The following is an 18,557-nucleotide window of genomic DNA, read 5'->3' as shown; positions in this document are numbered from 1 at the left end:
GGCACAATAAACAACATCCGTCATTGCGGCGCAAGCCGCAATCTTTCTGGGTAGACCGGAGTGTTACTACAGCCTCACGAACGCTGTAGCAGGAGATCCCGGCTTGGCGCCGGGATGACGGTGTCTATGGTGGGTCGTGGATAAAATTTTGGCGCGGCATAATAAACAACATCCATCATTGCGGCGCAAGCCGCAATCTTTTTGGTTTGACCGGAGTGTTACTACAGCCTCACGAACGCTGTAGCAGGAGATCCCGGCTTAGCGCCGGGAAGACTGTGTATGAGATGCGGCGCACGCCGCAATCTCCTAGGGATAACCGTAGTGTTTCTATAGCCTCTCAAACGCTGTAGTAGGAGATCCCGGTTTGGTGCTTCGATGACTCTGTCCAAGATGCAGCTTAACTGCTTCTAAGCATCGTTGATGACGACAAATCCCACTAATCCACCTACATGAACAATTGTTCATTCAATCAAACCCTCCGCTGTAAACTGATATTCCGCCTTGCCCGTAAAAAAGCAGCACACTCCTACCCATTTTAACTAACCCAAAAGCATCATGCCTGCAGCAATCTGTGCCAACTTAGGTCTGCGGGAAAGAAGGAAGTATTATGGCAGCACTGCATACGCCCAACCTTCGGACGGGGTCCGAGGCGCAAAAACGCGAAGAGATACTGGCGTATTTTGAAAACACCTTTGATTTATATGAAAGCTTGTTCGCGAACTTGGCCGGTGACGAAGCATTTTATCAGCGCCCGGAAAAGCTGCGTCATCCGCTGATTTTTTATTATGGCCATACCGCCACATTTTTTATTAACAAACTGGTGCTGGCCAAACTTATCAACGACCGCATCAATCCCGAGTTTGAGTCGTTGTTTGCCGTCGGGGTAGACGAGATGAGCTGGGATGATCTTAATCAGGAAAATTATAACTGGCCAGCGGTGGAGGCCGTCCGGGAGTATCGTCAGACTGTGCGCCAACTGGTAAGCGACCTGATCAGAACCATGCCCTTTAGCATGCCCATCGATTGGCAAAGCCCCATGTGGCCGGTGATCATGGGCATCGAGCACGAACGCATTCATCTTGAAACCTCTTCGGTGCTTATTCGTCAGCTGGATTTGGCCTATATCAGTGCGCAGGACAACTGGCGCGCTTCCACAACACACAGTGAGCCGCCTGAAAATCAACTTCAGGAAGTCGCTGCCGGGGTGGTAATTAACAACAAGCAACAAGATGCCGAGTATTATGGCTGGGATAATGAATATGGGCATCAACATGAGCAGGTGGCGGCATTTCGCGCAGCCAAATATCTAACCAGCAACCAGGAGTTTTTAACCTTCGTAGAAGCTGGCGGTTATTCCGAAGATGCTTGGTGGGAGCCGGAAGGCTTACAGTGGCGTAATTACACCCAAGCGGAACATCCGGTATTCTGGCGCCGGACCAAGGATGGCTATGTGTATCGGGCAATGGTAGAAGAAATGCCGTTACCTCTGTCCTGGCCGGTGGATGCCAATTATCACGAAGCCAAGGCATTCTGTAACTGGCTCAGCCAAACCCGCAATATCTCGATTCGCCTGCCTACAGAAAATGAATGGCAGCGTTTACGTGATGAAAGCGGGCTGACTTATGCACGCTATGCCGACAACATGAATATCAGCCTGTCTAAAGCTGCTTCATCAGAGCCGGTGGACAGCAACCCGCATGGCAACTTTTTTGATGTGGCCGGCAATGTGTGGCAGTGGACAGAAACGCCGATTTATCCATTTGAGGGTTTCAAGGTTCACCCCTTATACGATGATTTCACAACGCCCACCTTTGACAATAAGCACAATCTGATTAAAGGCGGCTCATGGGCCTCCACCGGCAATGAGGCTACCCGCGACAGCCGGTATGCTTTTCGCCGTCATTTTTTTCAGCATGCCGGCTTTCGGTATGTCGAGTCCGACATTGCCATCACAGTGACTGATTTTGATTATGAAAGTGACACCCAGGTGTCGCAATATAGTGAATTTCATTATGGCGATTCCTACTATGGTGTGGCTAACTTTGCCAAAACCTCGGCCGAGCACTGCATTGCCTACTGCCAGCACAAACCAGCACGAAAAGCATTAGACTTAGGTTGTGCAGTGGGGCGCAGTGCGTTTGAACTGGCCCGGCACTTTGACCATGTCGACGCCATCGATTTTTCAGCACGGTTTATCAAAACCGCCTTTGCCATGCAGGAGCGCAAAGAGATCCGCTACCACCTGATTGATGAAGGTGAATTGACCAGCTTTAAGGCGCGCAAACTGAGCGATATGGGCCTGGAAGCGGTCGCTGATAAAGTGCATTTTGCCCAGGGTGATGCGTGTAATTTGAAACCCCAGTATACCGGTTATGATTTGATTTTTATGGGCAATTTGCTCGACCGGGTGTATTCACCACGAAAAGTGCTGGCAGACTTGCAACAGCGGCTCAACGTGGGTGGAGTACTGGTGGTGGCCTCGCCGTTTACCTGGCTCACCGACTACACTGAGCGTGATGAATGGCTAGGCGGCTATAAAGATGCCAATGGCGAAACTCTTACCTCTACTGCTGCGCTGGAACAAGCGATGGACAAATGCGAACGCCTGGCGGACCCGTTTGAAGTGGAATTTGTGATCCGCGAAACTAAGCGCAAGTTCCAACATTCGCTGTCGGAGTTTAACGTGTTTACCCGCGTCCGATGAGCATGTTCATCGAGCGCCAGGGCACTGGCGCGCTTAAATACGATGGCGTGAAAGCGAAATTTGGCAGGGTGTATGACGACACGCTGTCAATGTGGATTGCGGACATGGATGTACTGATGCCGCCGCCGGTAGCCCAGGTGCTGGCCGACCAGGCTCGTCACCCGGTGGTGGGATATTGCCGGGGCGCCATCGATGATGCAGTGACTTACTGGTTGTCTCGGCATGGTCAGCAGGTAGAGGCTGATACCATCGTACCGCTGGATAATGTGGTTGACGCACTGTATCTGTGTGTAGATCTGTTCAGCGAACCAGGCGACACCATCACGGTATTTACGCCGGTATATGCGCCCATTATGCAATGTGTGACAGGCTCTCAGCGTCAGCTGCACACTATTCCGCTTACGCTTCAGGGGCAGGGGATAGACTTTGATCCCTCTTTGTTGCGTAGCGATGTGGCAGCCATGATCATCTGCCAGCCGCATAATCCTACGGGTGGCATGTATAGCCAACAGCAGTTACAGCAACTGACAGCATTTTGCCATGAGCACAATATCACGCTGATCAGTGACGAGGTGCACGCCGACTTTGTGTTTGAGGTGGCCCCTGCATCATTGTTGGCCTTACCTGACGCTACCAGACAAACAGTGGTTAGCCTGCGCTCGGGTGCTAAATCCTTTAACCTGGCCAGTGTAGATAACGCCGCGTATGCGCTGGTGGCCGATCCAAAGCGGCGCGAACAACTCAGCCAGGCCATTGAAGCCCGGCACCTGGCACCGTCATGGCTGGCCTGCGCCATTCTTAACCGCGCCTACAGCCAGTGTGAAGACTGGTTTGACGAGCTCATGCTGCAACTAAAAGTCAATCGCAAGATAGTCAGAGACGCGCCATTGGCACAAGAATTTTCTATTTGGCTGGGTCCCGGAACTTATTTTGCCTGGCTGAATGCCACTGCATTGGGAAAGCAGGCCGAGCAGATTATGTTTGAACGCTACCGGCTAGCACTAGGCCCGGGCTCTCAATACGGCGCGCCAGGCTACTTTCGCCTAAATCTGGCCACTCACCCCGGTTATCTGCAACAGGTACTAGCGCGACTGGCTCCATAATGTTCTATTTAATAGAATGAAAACTGCACATGTTTGCAATTTTATTCTTTTAACTAGTACATACAATATGGGTATCACAATATTGGAGTTACCCTTATGATTTATTATCGCCCGGCCACTGAACGTGGCACTGCGGATTTTGGATGGCTAAAAAGCCGCCACAGCTTTTCCTTTGGCCGCTATTACGATCCCAAACATAACGGCTTTTCGGTCTTACGGGTCATCAATGATGACAGGGTCAAGCCAGCCTATGGCTTTGATACCCACGGCCACAAAGATATGGAAATTATCTCCTACGTGGTCTCGGGGGCCTTGAAGCATAAAGACAGCGCCGGCAATGAGGCGGTTATCCCGGCCGGGGATATCCAGCGCATGAGCGCTGGCACCGGCATCATGCATTCTGAATTTAACGCCTCGGACAGCGACGATGTGCACTTTTTGCAAATCTGGGTGATGCCACAGCAAACCGGTATCACGCCCTCCTATGCGCAAAAAACCATACACCAGGAACAGGCGCTGACGCCTATTGTGACACCCACTGGCAGTGACACTGCCATTTCTGTGAATCAGGATCTCATCTTGTCCCGGCTGGTGTTACAAAAAGGCGAACAGCTCCAGTTGCCGCTAGGGCAGCGGGCCGGTTATCTGCAGGTGGTGCGCGGCCATGCAATCACACCTCAGCTGGCGGAAACGGGAATGCTGGCCGCTGGTGATGGCGTAGGGCTGATTGATGAGCCAGACCTGCAACTTACCGCTGGTGAGGCATTTGAAGCCTTGTGGTTTGATATGCCACGCCCTTAAATATTGGCAGACCCGCTTGCCGAAATCCGGGCTGGATATTCAGCTCGGGCATGTAATTAGTTGCTATTGTTAAAGTATTTATTATGTAATCAGCAGCAAAATTATTAAGATTTTCCGTCATTTTGCCGTTAATAAAAGAAATAATGCCGATGCTTCACACATAAATGAACCATGGTATTATGCCAACGTAGCAGTTTTACTGTTATAAAAATCACAACAACGATAGCGGTGAGCAACAAGGTGATAAAGATAATCCTGGCGGACGATCATGAGCTGGTCAGAACAGGGATCCGTCGTATCCTCGATGATGTGAAAGATTTCTCTGTTATAGCCGAAGCCAAAAGTGGCGAAGAGGCTGTAACCCTGTGCAGGCGTAATGCCCCGGATGTGGTGTTGATGGATGTGAACATGCCGGGCATGGGCGGCCTTGAAGCCACCAAAAAAGTGCTACGCATGGCTGAAAGTACCCGCGTGATTTGTTTATCCATGCATAAAGAACATCCTATTCCTGCCCAGGTGATGCAGATTGGTGCTTTTGGCTTTATCACTAAAGACGCCGAGCAGGAAGAAATGATCCGTGCCATTTACAAAGTGGCCTCAGGGCAAAAATATTTACCACCGGAAATTGCCCAGAATATTGCTATCAATAAATTATCCGCTGATTCTGAAAATCCTTTTGATAGCCTGTCCACCCGGGAGCTCAGCATCGCGTTACGCCTAACCCGCGGCCAGCGTGTACCTGAAATCGCCGATGAGCTCAGCATCAACGCCAAAACCGTAAACACCTATCGCTATCGGATGTTTGAAAAGCTGGGTGTGGCTACCGATGTGGAACTTACCCATCTGGCCTACCGGCACAAATTGATCGATCCCAACGCATTGTAAGGCAGGCATGGCTACATTCGACGCAGCCGAATTTTTAAAACATCTTACTCATCAACCCGGCGTGTACCGCATGTACAACGAGCAGGGGGATGTGATCTATGTGGGCAAAGCTAAAAACCTGAAAAAACGGGTGGCCAGTTATTTTCGGCTGCAGGTCGACAACGCCAAAACCCGTTCACTGGTCAGCCAGATTGCCAACATGGATGTGACGGTGGTTAACAGCGAAACCGAAGCGTTTTTGCTGGAAAACAACTTCATCAAAAAATATAAACCACGTTACAACGTGGTGTTACGGGACGACAAATCTTACCCATTTATCTTTATCTCCGATCACGAGCACCCGCGGGTGGCGTTTCATCGCGGCCCGCAAAAGCGCAAGGGCGAGTATTTTGGCCCGTATCCCAGCGCCTGGTCAGTGCGTGAAAGCCTGCGTTCTATGCAAAAGATCTTTCCGGTGCGTCAGTGTGAGGACAGCTACTATCGCGCCCGTAGCCGGCCGTGTTTGCAATATCAGATGAAACGCTGCAGCGCCCCATGTGTCGAAGGCTATGTCAGTGATGAAGACTATGCAGAGCAGGTGGGCCTGCTCAAACTGTTTTTAAAAGGCAAAAACCAGCAGGTCATCGGCACGCTGGTGGCGCGCATGGAAGATGCCTCCAAGGCGATGAATTTTGAGGCTGCCGCCCGCTATCGCGATCAAATTACTGCGCTGCGCAAAGTGCAGGAGCGTCAATGGGTAGCCGGTACCCAGGACGAAATGGATGTGTTTGGTTTTGCCCTGCGCGGCAACATGGCGTGTATTCAATCCATGTTTATCCGCGATCGCCAACTACTGGGCAGCAAAGCTTTTTATCCCAAGGTGCCACCGACTGCGTCAGACGAAGAAGTGTTTGAATCCTTCTTTTTGCAGTTTTATCTGGCCGGCAACAAGATCATTCCAAAACAGATTGTGCTGCCGATGCCGTTGAGTGACGAAGCTGCGATAGCCGATGTGCTTAGCAGTGAGGCAGGATATCGGGTTAAACTATTTCGTGGAGCCAGGGAAGAAAAGCGCCGCTATCTGGAACTGGCCCAAAATAATGCCCAAAGCGCATTAGAAGCGCGTTATGTTGAACAAAAATCGGTGCACGCTCGTTATCTTAATTTAGAAGAAACACTGGAACGGGAAGTGCCCATCCAGCGCATGGAATGTTTTGATATCAGCCATACATCCGGTCAGCTGACTGTGGCCTCCTGTGTGGTGTTTAATCGGGAAGGGCCGTTAAAAGCCGATTACCGACGGTACAATATCGAAGATATCACCCCCGGCGATGATTATGCGGCCATGGCGCAGGCACTCAAACGCCGGTATAAAACACCCAGTGAAGTGAACAAGATCCCGGATATTTTGTTTATCGACGGCGGCAAAGGCCAGCTGGCCCAGGCTGAGTCATTTTTTGAACACTGGCCAAACGACAAGCGGCCGATGCTTATTGGGGTGGCGAAGGGTACAACCCGTAAGCCAGGCCTGGAAACATTGATTATGGCCGATAGCCATGAAACTATTCCTATGGAAAGCCATGCCCCGGCGCTGCATCTGATTCAGCATATACGTGATGAGTCACACCGCTTTGCCATTACCGGCCACCGCAATCGCCGGCAAAAAGTGCGAAATACGTCCACCCTGGAAGAAATACCAGGAATAGGCGCTAAACGGCGCCAGGCGCTATTAAAATACACAGGAGGACTGCAGGGGCTGAAAAAAGCCAGCAAGGCAGAAATAGCCAACATTCCCGGGATCAGCCAAGAGCTGGCAGAAACAATTTACGACCATTTGCACAACTAACAATAAGCAAAGCAGGCCGAACCACCCTTGTGGTATTAACAGAGAAGTTACTATGTGGACCGTACCCAATATCATCACTTTATTTCGCGTTATTTTGATCCCCATTTTTGTGATGGTGTATTTTCTGGACTGGCGTTGGGCCAAAGAAACCGGCGCGTTCTTATTCTGGCTGGCGGCCATCACCGACTGGTTTGACGGCTATCTGGCGCGACGTCTCAAGCAAAGCACCCCATTTGGCGCGTTTTTAGACCCGGTGGCAGACAAGCTGATTGTGGCGGCTGCGCTGCTGATGATTACCCATAGCTATGCGTCGTTATGGATCACGGTACCGGCGATTGTATTGATGATCCGTGAGGTCTATGTGTCAGCGCTACGTGAATGGATGGGCAGCCAGGGCGTGCGCGACCAGGTGCAGGTATCCTTTATTGGTAAAGCCAAGACCATGGCCCAGATGCTGGCCTTGATTGGCTTGTTGTCCGGCTTAGAAACCTTTATGGGTGTACCGATCTACTGGGTGACCTTAGGGTATATCTTGTTGTACATCGCTGCGTTATTGTCGTTGTGGTCTATGTGCAGCTACACTCTTGCAGCTTCAAAACACCTCACAGGAAAAGCCTGATTTTGCTCAAATTGTTTGCCGTTTACGCAAAGTGCATAAAAAACTAGCAAACGATTCAAAATGAGCAAAATTACCTGAAAAATAGCGCTTTTTCGTATTGACAGTTTGGGTGGGGTAGGTAGAATGCATCCCACGTTTGAGGCAGGCAGCAGCCCACCCAAGCAGTGTTTATTGCACGTTTATGTATGCGGGAATAGCTCAGTGGTAGAGCACAACCTTGCCAAGGTTGGGGTCGCGAGTTCGAATCTCGTTTCCCGCTCCAAACGTCTTTTGGTTTGGAAAATGCAGGTGATAGGGTACACAACGTATTGCGACGAGTCGCGACAACGTGGTTGCCAGTTATGCATTTCGTTTCCCGCTCCAAACGTCTTTAAACATACAAAAACAATGTGGCGGAATGGCAGAATGGCTATGCAGCGGATTGCAAATCCGTCTATCTCGGTTCGACTCCGGGTTCCGCCTCCACATTGTTTCTCTACAGGCCAACCGCCTGCACCAGGTCATCCCGACCAACCCATGCCCGGGTGGTGAAATTGGTAGACACAAGGGATTTAAAATCCCTCGCTGGTAACAGCGTGCCGGTTCAAGTCCGGCCCCGGGCACCATTTTTCTTACACCTTCCTTTATTAAGATTGGCAATCGCTTGTATTAGCGGTAGGCTTCTGTTTACAGTGCGTCAATTTTTATCTGTAGCTTTTAATCAAAACATTGTTTGTTTTGCACATGTCTTACATTGAAAAGGAATTTTAATGTCTTACCGATACGGTATGCTGCCGTTTATAATACTCCTAACTAGCTGCGGCTCGTCTTCTGAGAAAAATGAAGCGCCGTCATACATTGCTTTGCCAATCGCGCCACGCGTGGTTCTTTCATACAACTTCTCTAATAGTGTGGAAGGATTTGAAATTGATGTCGCCGATTTTCAGACTCACACAGCACTGGTTTAGATACGAGGTTCTACCAGCGGATGTGCAAGGTTGGCACTATACTAAATAAGCAGAGTAATAATTGTGCCTGTAATAAGCCCTATGTAATAGGATGAGAATAACAAAACATGGCACGTAGCTTGAAGTCTAGCTCACCTCCTGAAAAGAAATTGGCTATTCTCAATAGTATCAGCAGCTTCGTACATATGCATACATGTCCAAATATGGCTTCTCAGCAGAAACGAATTTTACTGCTTATTCTCACTAAAAGTCTGATTATTTACTATCCGGGTACCGTAATATGAATCAAGATTTAAGGAATATAGCGAGTGCAGGTGATGTTTTAAATCTACTTCCAGCATTGCCGTTTAGCGACAGGGGGCAACTTCCCACCAAAGCCGGCGTTTATATCGTTGTGTTATTAAAATTTCAAATCCTATACATCGGAAAGACCAATAATTTCTACACCAGGTGGCTAGCGCATCACAAACTAAAAGAAATTGAGAGTGACTATGATTTGAATGAAGTTTTAATAGCTTTTTGCGAGCTTCCCGATAATGAAATTGACCATTGCGAAGCAGCGCTAATTAGGAAATTTAAACCGCCTTTGAACATTGCTTTGGTTCCAAAGGAAGTGATTGAACAAGCTCAAAAATGGTTGAGCTCGGAAGAGTCAGTATCAACTAAGATACCAAGAGAGTTACGGTTATGGGTACACAAAAAATGTAATTGTACTTGCCAGGTATGCGGTAGCTTAGTAGATGATAGACGAATAGGTGTTATTAAATATCGCGACGGAGAAGAAAGCAAACTAGCAAATCTAGCTTTAATATGCAGAAGCTGCCAGTCGCGCGTACGTAGCAGCAGAAGTATTAATTCCTTTCGGGAGAATCAAAAGAAACTTTTGCTTCGAGATATAAATAAAATCCGTGAGGCTTTAGCTTTCAACTTTTCTCAGAAGTGCACTTCTATTGATGAGCTAGAAAAATTCATACTTGAGAATCGCATTGAATTTAAAATTGAAAGAAGCTAAGTGGTCCAGTTAGCCCGTTAGCAAACGCGTCGAAAGACGCTAACATCTATCGGTTTTCTCATCTAGAACACCGCTAGTAGTATCAAGGTAAACCTTGGCACTATAATACATAGCATCTTAAGACGTATTGCGAGCAGTAATAGAGTGTGACTCTAAAAAAATTCTGTACCTAACAAAACCCAACTGTAGAACGGAGAAACAACGACTTAAATGAGTAGGGTAGTTAGGCGATCTATCCGATGAGTACAGTAGATATATGGATTTTTCATAAGGATTTAAAATCCCTCGCTGGTAACAGCGTGCCGGTTCAAGTCCGGCCCCGGGCACCATTTTTCTTACACCTTCCTTTATTAAGATTGGCAATCGCTTGTATTAGCGGTAGGCTTCTGTTTACAGTGCGTCAATTTTTATCTGTAGCTTTTAATCAAAACATTGTTTGTTTTGCACATGTCTTACATTGAAAAGGAATTTTAATGTCTTACCGATACGGTATGCTGCCGTTTATAATACTCCTAACTAGCTGCGGCTCGTCTTCTGAGAAAAATGAAGCGCCGTCATACATTGCTTTGCCAATCGCGCCACGCGTGGTTCTTTCATACAACTTCTCTAATAGTGTGGAAGGATTTGAAATTGATGTCGCCGATTATTATGTCGACCACCCAGATAATAAAAAAATTGCGGCTGGCTTAGCGCAATTACCCGAACCTTATGAATATCGCCAAGGTATCAGGTTTAGCTGGTTCAATTATTCAGCTGATATTAAAGGATTTATAAAAAAGAAAATTACCCAGCTTGAGGCTGATACAACGTATTCAGTGAGTTTTCGTGTGGAGATTATTACCAGCGAATCAAACGAATGCGCCGGCGTTGGCGGCGGGCCGGGCTCGTCTGTGTATGTCAAAGGCGCTGTGTTGTCCTTCGAGCCAACGCGCTTTGTCTCCTCAGAGTCGGGAGTCAACGCTATGTACAGAGTCAATATCGACGATGGCCAGTCCGGCGGAGAAGATGTTGCGTTATTAGGTAATATCGGTTTACCCATTTCCTGTGAAGCATCCCAGGAATCCCAACCCTGGGAGCTAAAGACGTTAGCAAATGATGAGGGATACACTGTCACCACTAGCTCATCGGGCGATGCCTGGGTATATGTATCTATTGACTCAGGTTTCGAAGGTACCACTGAGGTCTTCATTGCAGATGTTGAGTTGGAAATCACGCAACAGTAAAATCATCAGGGCGCTGTGAGCGCCCTGTAGCCGGTTTTAGCTCAGATTGAGTCGGTCAATTACATCCTGTTCAAGTTCATGGCGGGATACCACATGGCTGTCGTCGGCAGCGTGCACCGCATCTTCAATTTTAGGGATCATACCCTGATCTTCGATATTAAAGCGATTAACGATGGCCTGGATAAAATCTCGCACTTCGGCGCCATGATCTCGATCAATTTTAACCCGATCACTCATGCCCCTTGCCGGCCCAACATCCTCATCGCCGCCCCAGGTGTACTTGTATTTATCATTTTGCATGTCAGTTTTAAGCACTTGCATGATAAGTCCTCGCTTGCTGGTGGATGAATATAGGTAAGCAGGCTGGTTAAACTTGCCTTGCAATACCTGGCGTGTCTTCATCGGTTACGGTGCAAAAGGCAGTCTTGTTCACGCCAAATTGTAGAGCAACGGTGGAATACCAATAAAGCATGAATAGGCTTAGGCGTGTCAGTTAACTACCATATTTAAAATACCTTCAGAACCCAGCAGAGATTGTGCGCGCTGACATAGGGTTTCAATAGAGTCATCGCCTTCGATGTACAATCCACCATCATCTTTATGCAGAGCATGGGCAAAGATTTTGGCGGTCACCGTCGAGGTAAGAATCAACAGGCCTTTACAGCCATTGTTGGCCAGGCCGTTCAGATTGGCTTTCATGGTTTTGGCCGCATTGGCGGTGATAGTGTGGGTGACATCCGGGATGGATAAAATCACCCACTGATCTAACTCACTGGCAGATTTGGTGATGGCACGCTGCCACGCTTCGACACTGGACTCATCATACACACTGCTGGGAATATCAAAAATCACATTGTCTTTTACAAAAAAACGATACCGGTGCTGCATCTTCGCCATGCCTTACTCCCCATTACAACAAACATCCTTTACTAACAGTAGAACAGTTGCCGGCGAAAGATCATAAAATATCAGCTAGGCGCTCATTCGTGGCAGCGCGGATGGTGCAGCAACTGGTGGACTCTGGTGCAACTGTTCCATCTCTTCTGCACTGGGTAAGCGCAATATAGATAAACCGCAGCGCTCAAAGTCGGCATTGATAAAGCCGTGCTGCACAAAGCTGGCTAACCATTGAGTAGCCGGGTAATAGCCCCATTTTTTACAAAACAGATTAGCATTGGTCACTATGTCTACCAGATGATGAACCGGGTGGTCGGCCGGGTTATCAGGAACATAGGCGGTCAAAGGCAGCTGTTGGATATGCAGGCCAGCGCCGCGGCAGCGGGTAATAAAGTCAATGTCGCAAATGCCAAAGCCAGCAAATTGCTCGTCAAAGCCACCCAATTCTTCAAACAAGGTTTTGCTGATGGCAAATAAAGCAGACTGATGGGATTGCGTGAGATCCACCGGGTGGGGCAATGCCGCGGTATGCTGTGCGCTGACCGGTTCTACCTCACAGGTAAACACCGTTTTAGGCTGCCAGTGTTGCAGCACGTTAGAAAAGAAGTCTGCCGGCCAGATACAATCAGCCTGGCTGTACACCACCACATCGTGACTGGCACAGGCAAAGGCTTTGTTTTTGGCTTTAGCCTGGGGCAGGTCGGTGCCGGTTAAAAAACGATGCTGCACATCAAAACACTGGCTTTGCAGCAAAGATTGGTTGGATGGCGGTGCCGTCCATACAATTACCACTTCGGCAGGAATGTGCTCGGCCTGTTCTAATCGCTGAATAAAATCACTGATGATATGGGTATCCTGCGATACCGACTGTGACACTGTGGTCACAACGCTAAATGGGGTCGACATCCTGTTTTCCTCTTATGGGTTCAGACAAAACAACATGCATCCTGAGAAATGCGCGGTCAGGCAACCGCAGCAAAAAGTAAACCAGAACCGGTAAACGATAACTTGCTGAAATCCCACGGCCTGCTTGATATTCTTGATAGTGGCGTAGAGGCATTCAGTGTAAGAATTGCCGGTAACCGGCTTAAATTTACCGAACTGGTGCATAAGTATTAGCATAAAGCGCATAGCTATTACAATCCTGCTCGCAGGGGACCAAGTCCACATTGCCTCATCATCTGTCTTTTGTGCTGAAATATCCGTATCATAGACAGATTAATTTTATTGCAAAAAAGGCCCAGTCATGACCAGCGATTGCCAACATCCTGTGATCCCGTGTGCCGAGGCGATGGCCTTGCTGCAGCATCAGCGGGTGTGCGTACTGCGCAGTGTGATGGACAACCCGGTAGATAAAAGCAGTGATCGCCACAGTGACAGCTATCTGCCTGGGGCAGTGGATGTGGACCTGGACGGCCCGGCCAGCGCGCAGGATGCTGCGTTGAGTCATAGTCTGCCGACGGTGAGCGCACAGCAAACTCTGTTTGGTCAGTGCGGGGTCAGTCTGGCGACGCCGGTGGTGGTTTATGATAACCGCGGGATGTTCAGTGCCGCCCGGGTGTACTGGATGTTACGGGCTCTGGGCCATACGAAGGTGTCGCTGCTGGATGGCGGGTTACCAGCCTGGCAACGCGCTGGTTACCTGACTAATCGTGAAGCTGCGGTGCCGGTGCACCGGCTGTTTGAAGCCGCGTCACAGCCTGGCTGGTTTGTGGATTTGCCACAGGTAGCCGCAGCCAGTGAGCAGGGTGGCCAGATTGTGGATGCCCGCGGACCGGCCCGGTTTAGCGGTGAGCAGCTCGATCCCCGGCCCAACGTCAAAGCTGGCCATATCCCCGGCTCGGTCAATCTGCATTATCAGCAAGTCTTAGATGCGCAGACCGGGCAATTTTTGCCTTCTGAACAATTAGCCGCTTTGTTTGCCGAGCGGAATATTGATCTGGGTCAGCCTATCATCTGCACCTGCGGCTCCGGGATCACAGCCTGCATTATTGGCGTGGCGGCACTGTTGTGCGGCGCGCGTCAAGTCAGTGTGTATGACGGCAGCTGGGCCGAGTGGGGCAGCAGTGACCAGCCGGTGGCTACCCTATGAGCCGGCCAAAAGTGGTGATACTTACCGGGGCCGGGGTGTCCGCTGAATCAGGTTTAAACACATTTCGAGATAACAATGGATTGTGGGACAAGCAGCGGGTGGAGGATGTGGCAACCCCGGAAGCCTTTGCCCGCGATCCGGAGACGGTGTATCGCTTTTACAATGCGCGCCGGGCCCAGCTACAGGACCCGGCAGTTCAGCCCAACGCGGCCCACATAGCGCTGGCCGAGCTGGAACGCACGCTAGGGGATAACCTGCTGCTGGTCACTCAAAATGTGGATGATTTGCACGAGCGTGGCGGCAGTCAGCGTGTGATACACATGCATGGTACACTGTTGTCGGCACGCTGTATGGCCACCGGCCAGTCAAGGACCACCCACACGCCATTTGATGCCACCACGGCTTGCTGGTGTTGCAACCAGCCGGGCAATCTACGCCCGGACATTGTCTGGTTTGGTGAGATGCCGATGGCAATGGACACCATTTATGAGCATATTATGCAGGCCGATTTCTTTGTGGCCATCGGTACCTCTGGTCAGGTCTATCCGGCCGCCGGTTTTGCTGAGATGGCGCGCGATTACGGCGTGCACACGGTGCTGTTAAACTTAGAACCCGCCGATCAGCAGCATGTTTTTGCCGAGTATCACGCCGGGCCGGCTGCCACTACCGTGCCGGCATTTGTATCATCATTTTTGAGAAGTTAGTTATGCAGGAATTTTTAACCATTGCCCTTATCCATCTGGTGGCGGTGGCTAGCCCCGGGCCGGATTTTGCGGTGGTGGTTCGTCATAGCGTGGCCTTTGGGCGGCGTGCTGCGCTGTACACCAGTATTGGGATCGGGCTGGGGATCCTGATCCATGTGACCTATTCGCTGGTGGGGCTCAGTGTGTTAATAAAAACCACGCCCTGGCTGTTTACGGCAATCAGCTATTTAGCCGCAGCGTACCTGGTCTATCTGGCCATTGGCGCCTTGCGCAGTGGCCCGCCGGCAACCCCGACCAGTGAACCGGGTACCCAAAAACCGGCCAGCGCCGGGCTGGGCGCTAAAAAAGCCTTATGGATCGGCTTTTTAACCAACGGCCTGAATCCCAAGGCCACCTTGTTCTTTTTATCGCTGTTTACTGCCTTTATCGATGTATCCACGCCGCTGGCTGTGAAACTGGGCTATGGTGTTTATCTGGCGCTTGCCACCGCCCTGTGGTTTTGCTTTTTGTCCTGGTTATTAAGTACCAGCAAGGTGGCCCAGCTTATTGGTGACAAAGGCTACTGGCTCGATCGGACCATGGGCCTGCTGTTACTGGGCCTGGCAGTCAAGCTGGTGTGGCTGTAATACGCCAGCGGTAAATAAGTTTCGTATGTATTGTGTAGTTAGACGTAAATGAGGTTGTAGTGTCAGAATCTACCCCACCACCACAAAATAATTTGCAGCGCGCGCTAAATGGCGAGTATGACTTTTCGATTGCCAGCATTTTTGGCCGCGCCAATGAAATGGTTAAACTGCATTATCCGCTACTGATGAGCGGCTGTGCAGTATTGATCCTCATCTGTGCCTTGCTGCTGGGGATCCTGTTTAGCCAGTATCCGGTCGAGACATTGCAGAACATGAGCCCGGAACAGCAAATAATGCTGGATATTGCCGGGGTGTTTTTAACTGCGCCAATTATCACGGGTCTGATCTTACTGTCCGCGCGGCTCTCCGCTGGCGGGCAAGGGCAGTTTTCTCAGTTATTCCAGTATATTCCCAGCGTTCTGGTGCTGGCCATTGGCCAATTGCTGATTTCGATGCTGGTACAGTTGGGCCTGTGGCTGTTGTTATTACCCGGGATCTATCTGTTTGTAGCTTCCTCGTTTACCTTACCGCTCATTGCAGATAAAAAGCTGTCGATTGTAACCGCATTGATATTATCCTGCCGGGTGGTGAACAAGTATCTGTTAGGCTTCGCCGGGCTATTTGCAGTATTTATTCTGCTGGCGGTGCTAGTGGTCTTTACGCTGGGCGTTGCGTTATTATGGGTGATGCCCCTGTATTATGCCGCGTTGGGCCTGCTGTATCAGGATTTGTTTGCCCAGGATGGGCAACCGGCCGCACCTAAAGCGGTAGCAACACAACGTGAGTCGACGTTCGATGCATAAAACTGAAACTGTCAAAATTGTGCTTATCATACTGGGTGTGCTGGCCGTTGTGGTGATTAATGCATGGATCCTGGCCACCGACGAGCCGGACATTCTGGATGTGCCGGAAACCAAGCAGTCGTCGCGGCCGGTGCCGGACTTTGCGTCCTATGACAATGTTAAAGATCGCAAGGGGGCGTTTTATGACTATTTGCGCCCGGAAATAGAAAAGCAAAATGAATATCTGTTGTCATTGCGCCACTTTGTACAAACGCTGCAGCGCCAGCACAACAGCGGCCAGCCGCTGTCTGAAGATGATGCCCAGCGCATTGCCTGGCTGGTGGAAGAATACGATGTTGAAGCTGAAGAGTTAGACGAGCAGCTGACCATCTTGTTACGCCGCGTGGATATCTTGCCGGCAGAATTGGTGTTGGCCCAAGCGGCCAATGAATCAGCCTGGGGCACCAGCCGGTTTGCTCAGCAGGGCTACAATTTTTTTGGTCTGTGGTGTTTTCGTAAAGGCTGCGGTTTTGTACCGTCTCAGCGTAGCAAAGGCGCTGCCCATGAAGTGGCTAAGTTTGATAATTTATCTCGCGCAACTTATACCTACATGCGCAATATCAACCGCCATAATGCCTATCGCGATCTGCGCAATATCCGGTCGCGGTTACGTCGCAATCAAAAGCAACTGACCGGCATGGCGTTGGCCGAAGGCCTGATGAATTATTCACAGCGCGGAGCGTCGTATGTTGAAGAACTGCAGGCCATGATGCGCTTTAACCGTGAGTATTTAAGCGAATGACGAATTTATTGCGCGTTGGTGCGGTATGTCTGGCTGTGATGGCCAGCCCGGTGTGGGCTGACACAATGGAAGTAGAATACAGCCGCTTTTACAGCCACCTGGCCAAACTGAGCGGCGAGGATGTGCAGGCTTTAGAATTTGCCTTTGGCTTTGTGCACATCGAAGAGCGCCGGCTGTGCCCGCTGGATAAAGTCAGCATCGTGACCGATAAACAAACCATGCCGGTGATTATCACAGCCGAGCAACGTTTTTCCTTACCTACCGAGCATGCCTTGAAACTGGCCGACGCCATGGTGCACATTGCTCTGCCGGGGCCAGCTAATCAGTGTGATATGTCAGTGCAGCTACAAACCCGGCCGGCCTATTTAAAAACCCGTTATAACGCTGAAGAACTGGCCATGCTGGTGGAGCACTACGAGGCATTTTTTAATGAAATGGGCAGCTTTTTGTCATTCATGATGCCTACTGTGGAGGGGTTAACGGTGCACTTTGCCGATGAACAGTTAAACCGGCCACTGGCTGGCGCCCCGGCTATTCAGGGCGGGCAGCTACGCTTAACCAACACCTGGCTGGCACAGAAAAAATCGCTTACTTTGCCGGAAAAACCGTTACGCATAACCGCCATTGCTGGCCGGGGTTAGTTCATCACCAGCTGGTAGCGGATCTGCTCGGCCAGGCGATTGACGGTTTCTTCCCCTTTTTGGCACAGTTCGGCCGCCCGGTGAAATTCCAGTAAACCCACATCGGTTAACTGCGGCTCGATCAACACATCCGGCGGGTCACCGGCCAGCCGCGAGCGGGTCACCCGCGCCTGCAAAATCTCCAGCGAACTGCTCATCACACTCAATATCCCTGGCGGGGTATTTACATCCGGGCCATTATCTGGTGAAAACCACTGACGGATGACGCCAGAGCTTTTTTGTAAAAAGTGGTCGGTTTTTCGCTCGTTGGCTTCATGTTTTTCGGCCAGTTTTTCCAGCCGCTGAGGCAAAAAGTCGGCATTGAGGTTCACTGCAATCACAAAGTCTGCGCCCAGTTGCCGGCACAAGTTAACCGGGACCGGATTGACCACCGCGCCATCCACCAGCCAGTGGTTGTCATGTAATACCGGGCTGAACAAACCGGGGATGGCGCAGGATGCCTGAATCGCATTGCCCACCGGACCGGCAGCAAACATAACTTCACGGCCAGAGTGTAAGTCTGTGGCCACCGCGGCAAATTTTTTGTGCATTTCATCAAAGGTTTCTACACACAAATCATTGCGCAGTTTATCAAACACCTTTTGGCCACTGGCCAGGCCGCCTTTACGAATACCGATGCCCATCAATGACAATACCTGCCATTCGGTGAGCGATGATGACCATTCGCGCAGTTCATCCAGCTTGCCACTGGCATATGCAGCGCCCACATAGGCACCGATGGAGCAGCCGGCCACGATATCGATCTTCACCCCAAGCTTTTCCAATGCCTGGATAATACCAATATGTGTCCAGCCTCTGGCAGCGCCAGCGCCCAATGCAATGCCTATTTTCATA

Annotated in this window: 18 protein-coding genes and 3 tRNA genes; 17 read left to right on the top strand and 4 right to left on the bottom strand. The window is 50.2% G+C overall.

From position 1 onward, the window contains the following. Positions 1–607: 607 nt before the first annotated feature. From ovoA to ACTUJZ_RS03390, 11 genes are all read left to right on the top strand, one after another. On the top strand, positions 608–2,704 hold the full coding sequence (ovoA, locus tag ACTUJZ_RS03440) for a 5-histidylcysteine sulfoxide synthase (protein WP_463634858.1): 2,097 nt from the start codon (positions 608–610) through the stop codon (positions 2,702–2,704). Then, the gene (locus tag ACTUJZ_RS03435; RefSeq protein ID WP_463634857.1) at positions 2,701–3,807 is read left to right on the top strand and encodes an aminotransferase class I/II-fold pyridoxal phosphate-dependent enzyme; all 1,107 of its coding nucleotides are present in this window, start codon (positions 2,701–2,703) and stop codon (positions 3,805–3,807) included. Before ovoA ends, ACTUJZ_RS03435 begins: the two co-directional genes overlap by 4 nt. A gap of 96 nt (positions 3,808–3,903) precedes the next feature. After that, entirely contained in the window at positions 3,904–4,608 is a 705-nt protein-coding gene (locus ACTUJZ_RS03430; protein ID WP_463634856.1) for a pirin family protein, read from the top strand. A 240-nt stretch (positions 4,609–4,848) separates the two neighbouring features. Further along, positions 4,849–5,493: a UvrY/SirA/GacA family response regulator transcription factor gene (gene uvrY / locus ACTUJZ_RS03425; RefSeq protein ID WP_463634855.1), complete on the top strand. Its 645-nt coding sequence runs from the start codon at positions 4,849–4,851 to the stop codon at positions 5,491–5,493. Positions 5,494–5,500: 7 nt separating this feature from the next. Continuing rightward, complete coding sequence (uvrC, locus tag ACTUJZ_RS03420) at positions 5,501–7,318, top strand: excinuclease ABC subunit UvrC (RefSeq protein WP_463634854.1); 1,818 nt, start codon at positions 5,501–5,503, stop codon at positions 7,316–7,318. Positions 7,319–7,370: 52 nt separating this feature from the next. Continuing rightward, a complete protein-coding gene (gene pgsA, locus ACTUJZ_RS03415; RefSeq protein ID WP_463634853.1) occupies positions 7,371–7,937 on the top strand; it encodes a CDP-diacylglycerol--glycerol-3-phosphate 3-phosphatidyltransferase in 567 nt (188 codons plus the stop codon). Between the two features lie 187 nt (positions 7,938–8,124). Continuing rightward, positions 8,125–8,199 (top strand) — tRNA-Gly (locus ACTUJZ_RS03410). A gap of 129 nt (positions 8,200–8,328) precedes the next feature. Further along, positions 8,329–8,402, top strand: a tRNA-Cys gene (locus ACTUJZ_RS03405). 53 nt (positions 8,403–8,455) lie between these two features. After that, positions 8,456–8,542, top strand: a tRNA-Leu gene (locus ACTUJZ_RS03400). Positions 8,543–9,164: 622 nt separating this feature from the next. Further along, entirely contained in the window at positions 9,165–9,896 is a 732-nt protein-coding gene (locus ACTUJZ_RS03395; RefSeq protein WP_463634852.1) for a GIY-YIG nuclease family protein, read from the top strand. A 473-nt stretch (positions 9,897–10,369) separates the two neighbouring features. After that, a complete protein-coding gene (locus ACTUJZ_RS03390; protein ID WP_463634851.1) occupies positions 10,370–11,119 on the top strand; it encodes a hypothetical protein in 750 nt (249 codons plus the stop codon). 36 nt (positions 11,120–11,155) lie between these two features. On the opposite strand, the gene ACTUJZ_RS03385 is transcribed toward ACTUJZ_RS03390, so the two are convergent. The 3 genes from ACTUJZ_RS03385 to ACTUJZ_RS03375 form a co-directional block, all read right to left on the bottom strand. After that, complete coding sequence (locus ACTUJZ_RS03385; RefSeq protein WP_463634850.1) at positions 11,156–11,440, bottom strand: hypothetical protein; 285 nt, start codon at positions 11,438–11,440, stop codon at positions 11,156–11,158. A 168-nt stretch (positions 11,441–11,608) separates the two neighbouring features. Then, the gene (locus ACTUJZ_RS03380; RefSeq protein ID WP_463634849.1) at positions 11,609–12,016 is read right to left on the bottom strand and encodes a hypothetical protein; all 408 of its coding nucleotides are present in this window, start codon (positions 12,014–12,016) and stop codon (positions 11,609–11,611) included. Positions 12,017–12,091: 75 nt separating this feature from the next. Next, a complete protein-coding gene (locus ACTUJZ_RS03375) occupies positions 12,092–12,922 on the bottom strand; it encodes a glycosyltransferase family 2 protein (RefSeq protein WP_463634848.1) in 831 nt (276 codons plus the stop codon). A 340-nt stretch (positions 12,923–13,262) separates the two neighbouring features. Between ACTUJZ_RS03375 and ACTUJZ_RS03370 the strand changes: the two genes are divergently transcribed. From ACTUJZ_RS03370 to ACTUJZ_RS03345, 6 genes are read left to right on the top strand one after another with little or no spacing between them, the layout of a single operon-like run. Further along, on the top strand, positions 13,263–14,108 hold the full coding sequence (locus ACTUJZ_RS03370) for a sulfurtransferase (protein ID WP_463634847.1): 846 nt from the start codon (positions 13,263–13,265) through the stop codon (positions 14,106–14,108). Continuing rightward, positions 14,105–14,812 carry a Sir2 family NAD+-dependent deacetylase gene (gene cobB / locus ACTUJZ_RS03365; RefSeq protein WP_463634846.1) on the top strand — a complete coding sequence of 236 codons (708 nt, stop codon included), beginning with the start codon at positions 14,105–14,107 and terminating at the stop codon, positions 14,810–14,812. The genes ACTUJZ_RS03370 and cobB overlap by 4 nt, the downstream gene beginning before the upstream one ends. Positions 14,813–14,814: 2 nt before the next feature. Continuing rightward, positions 14,815–15,438 (top strand): LysE family translocator, encoded by a 624-nt coding sequence (locus tag ACTUJZ_RS03360; protein WP_463634845.1) that lies wholly within the window; start codon positions 14,815–14,817, stop codon positions 15,436–15,438. A gap of 59 nt (positions 15,439–15,497) precedes the next feature. Further along, positions 15,498–16,241, top strand: coding sequence for a hypothetical protein (locus tag ACTUJZ_RS03355; RefSeq protein ID WP_463634844.1), 744 nt, complete (start codon positions 15,498–15,500; stop codon positions 16,239–16,241). Continuing rightward, complete coding sequence (locus tag ACTUJZ_RS03350; protein ID WP_463635236.1) at positions 16,234–17,022, top strand: glucosaminidase domain-containing protein; 789 nt, start codon at positions 16,234–16,236, stop codon at positions 17,020–17,022. Before ACTUJZ_RS03355 ends, ACTUJZ_RS03350 begins: the two co-directional genes overlap by 8 nt. Continuing rightward, positions 17,019–17,663 (top strand): DUF2987 domain-containing protein, encoded by a 645-nt coding sequence (locus ACTUJZ_RS03345; RefSeq protein ID WP_463634843.1) that lies wholly within the window; start codon positions 17,019–17,021, stop codon positions 17,661–17,663. The genes ACTUJZ_RS03350 and ACTUJZ_RS03345 overlap by 4 nt, the downstream gene beginning before the upstream one ends. Here ACTUJZ_RS03345 and rssA read toward each other — a convergent pair. Continuing rightward, the gene (gene rssA / locus ACTUJZ_RS03340) at positions 17,660–18,556 is read right to left on the bottom strand and encodes a patatin-like phospholipase RssA (protein ID WP_463634842.1); all 897 of its coding nucleotides are present in this window, start codon (positions 18,554–18,556) and stop codon (positions 17,660–17,662) included. The genes ACTUJZ_RS03345 and rssA overlap by 4 nt on opposite strands. Position 18,557 lies beyond the last annotated feature (1 nt).

Source organism: Alteromonas sp. WD8-37, from assembly GCF_055326825.1.
The sequence above is the reverse complement of the archived record's forward strand: the minus strand, read 5'-3'. Positions and strand labels throughout refer to the sequence as shown.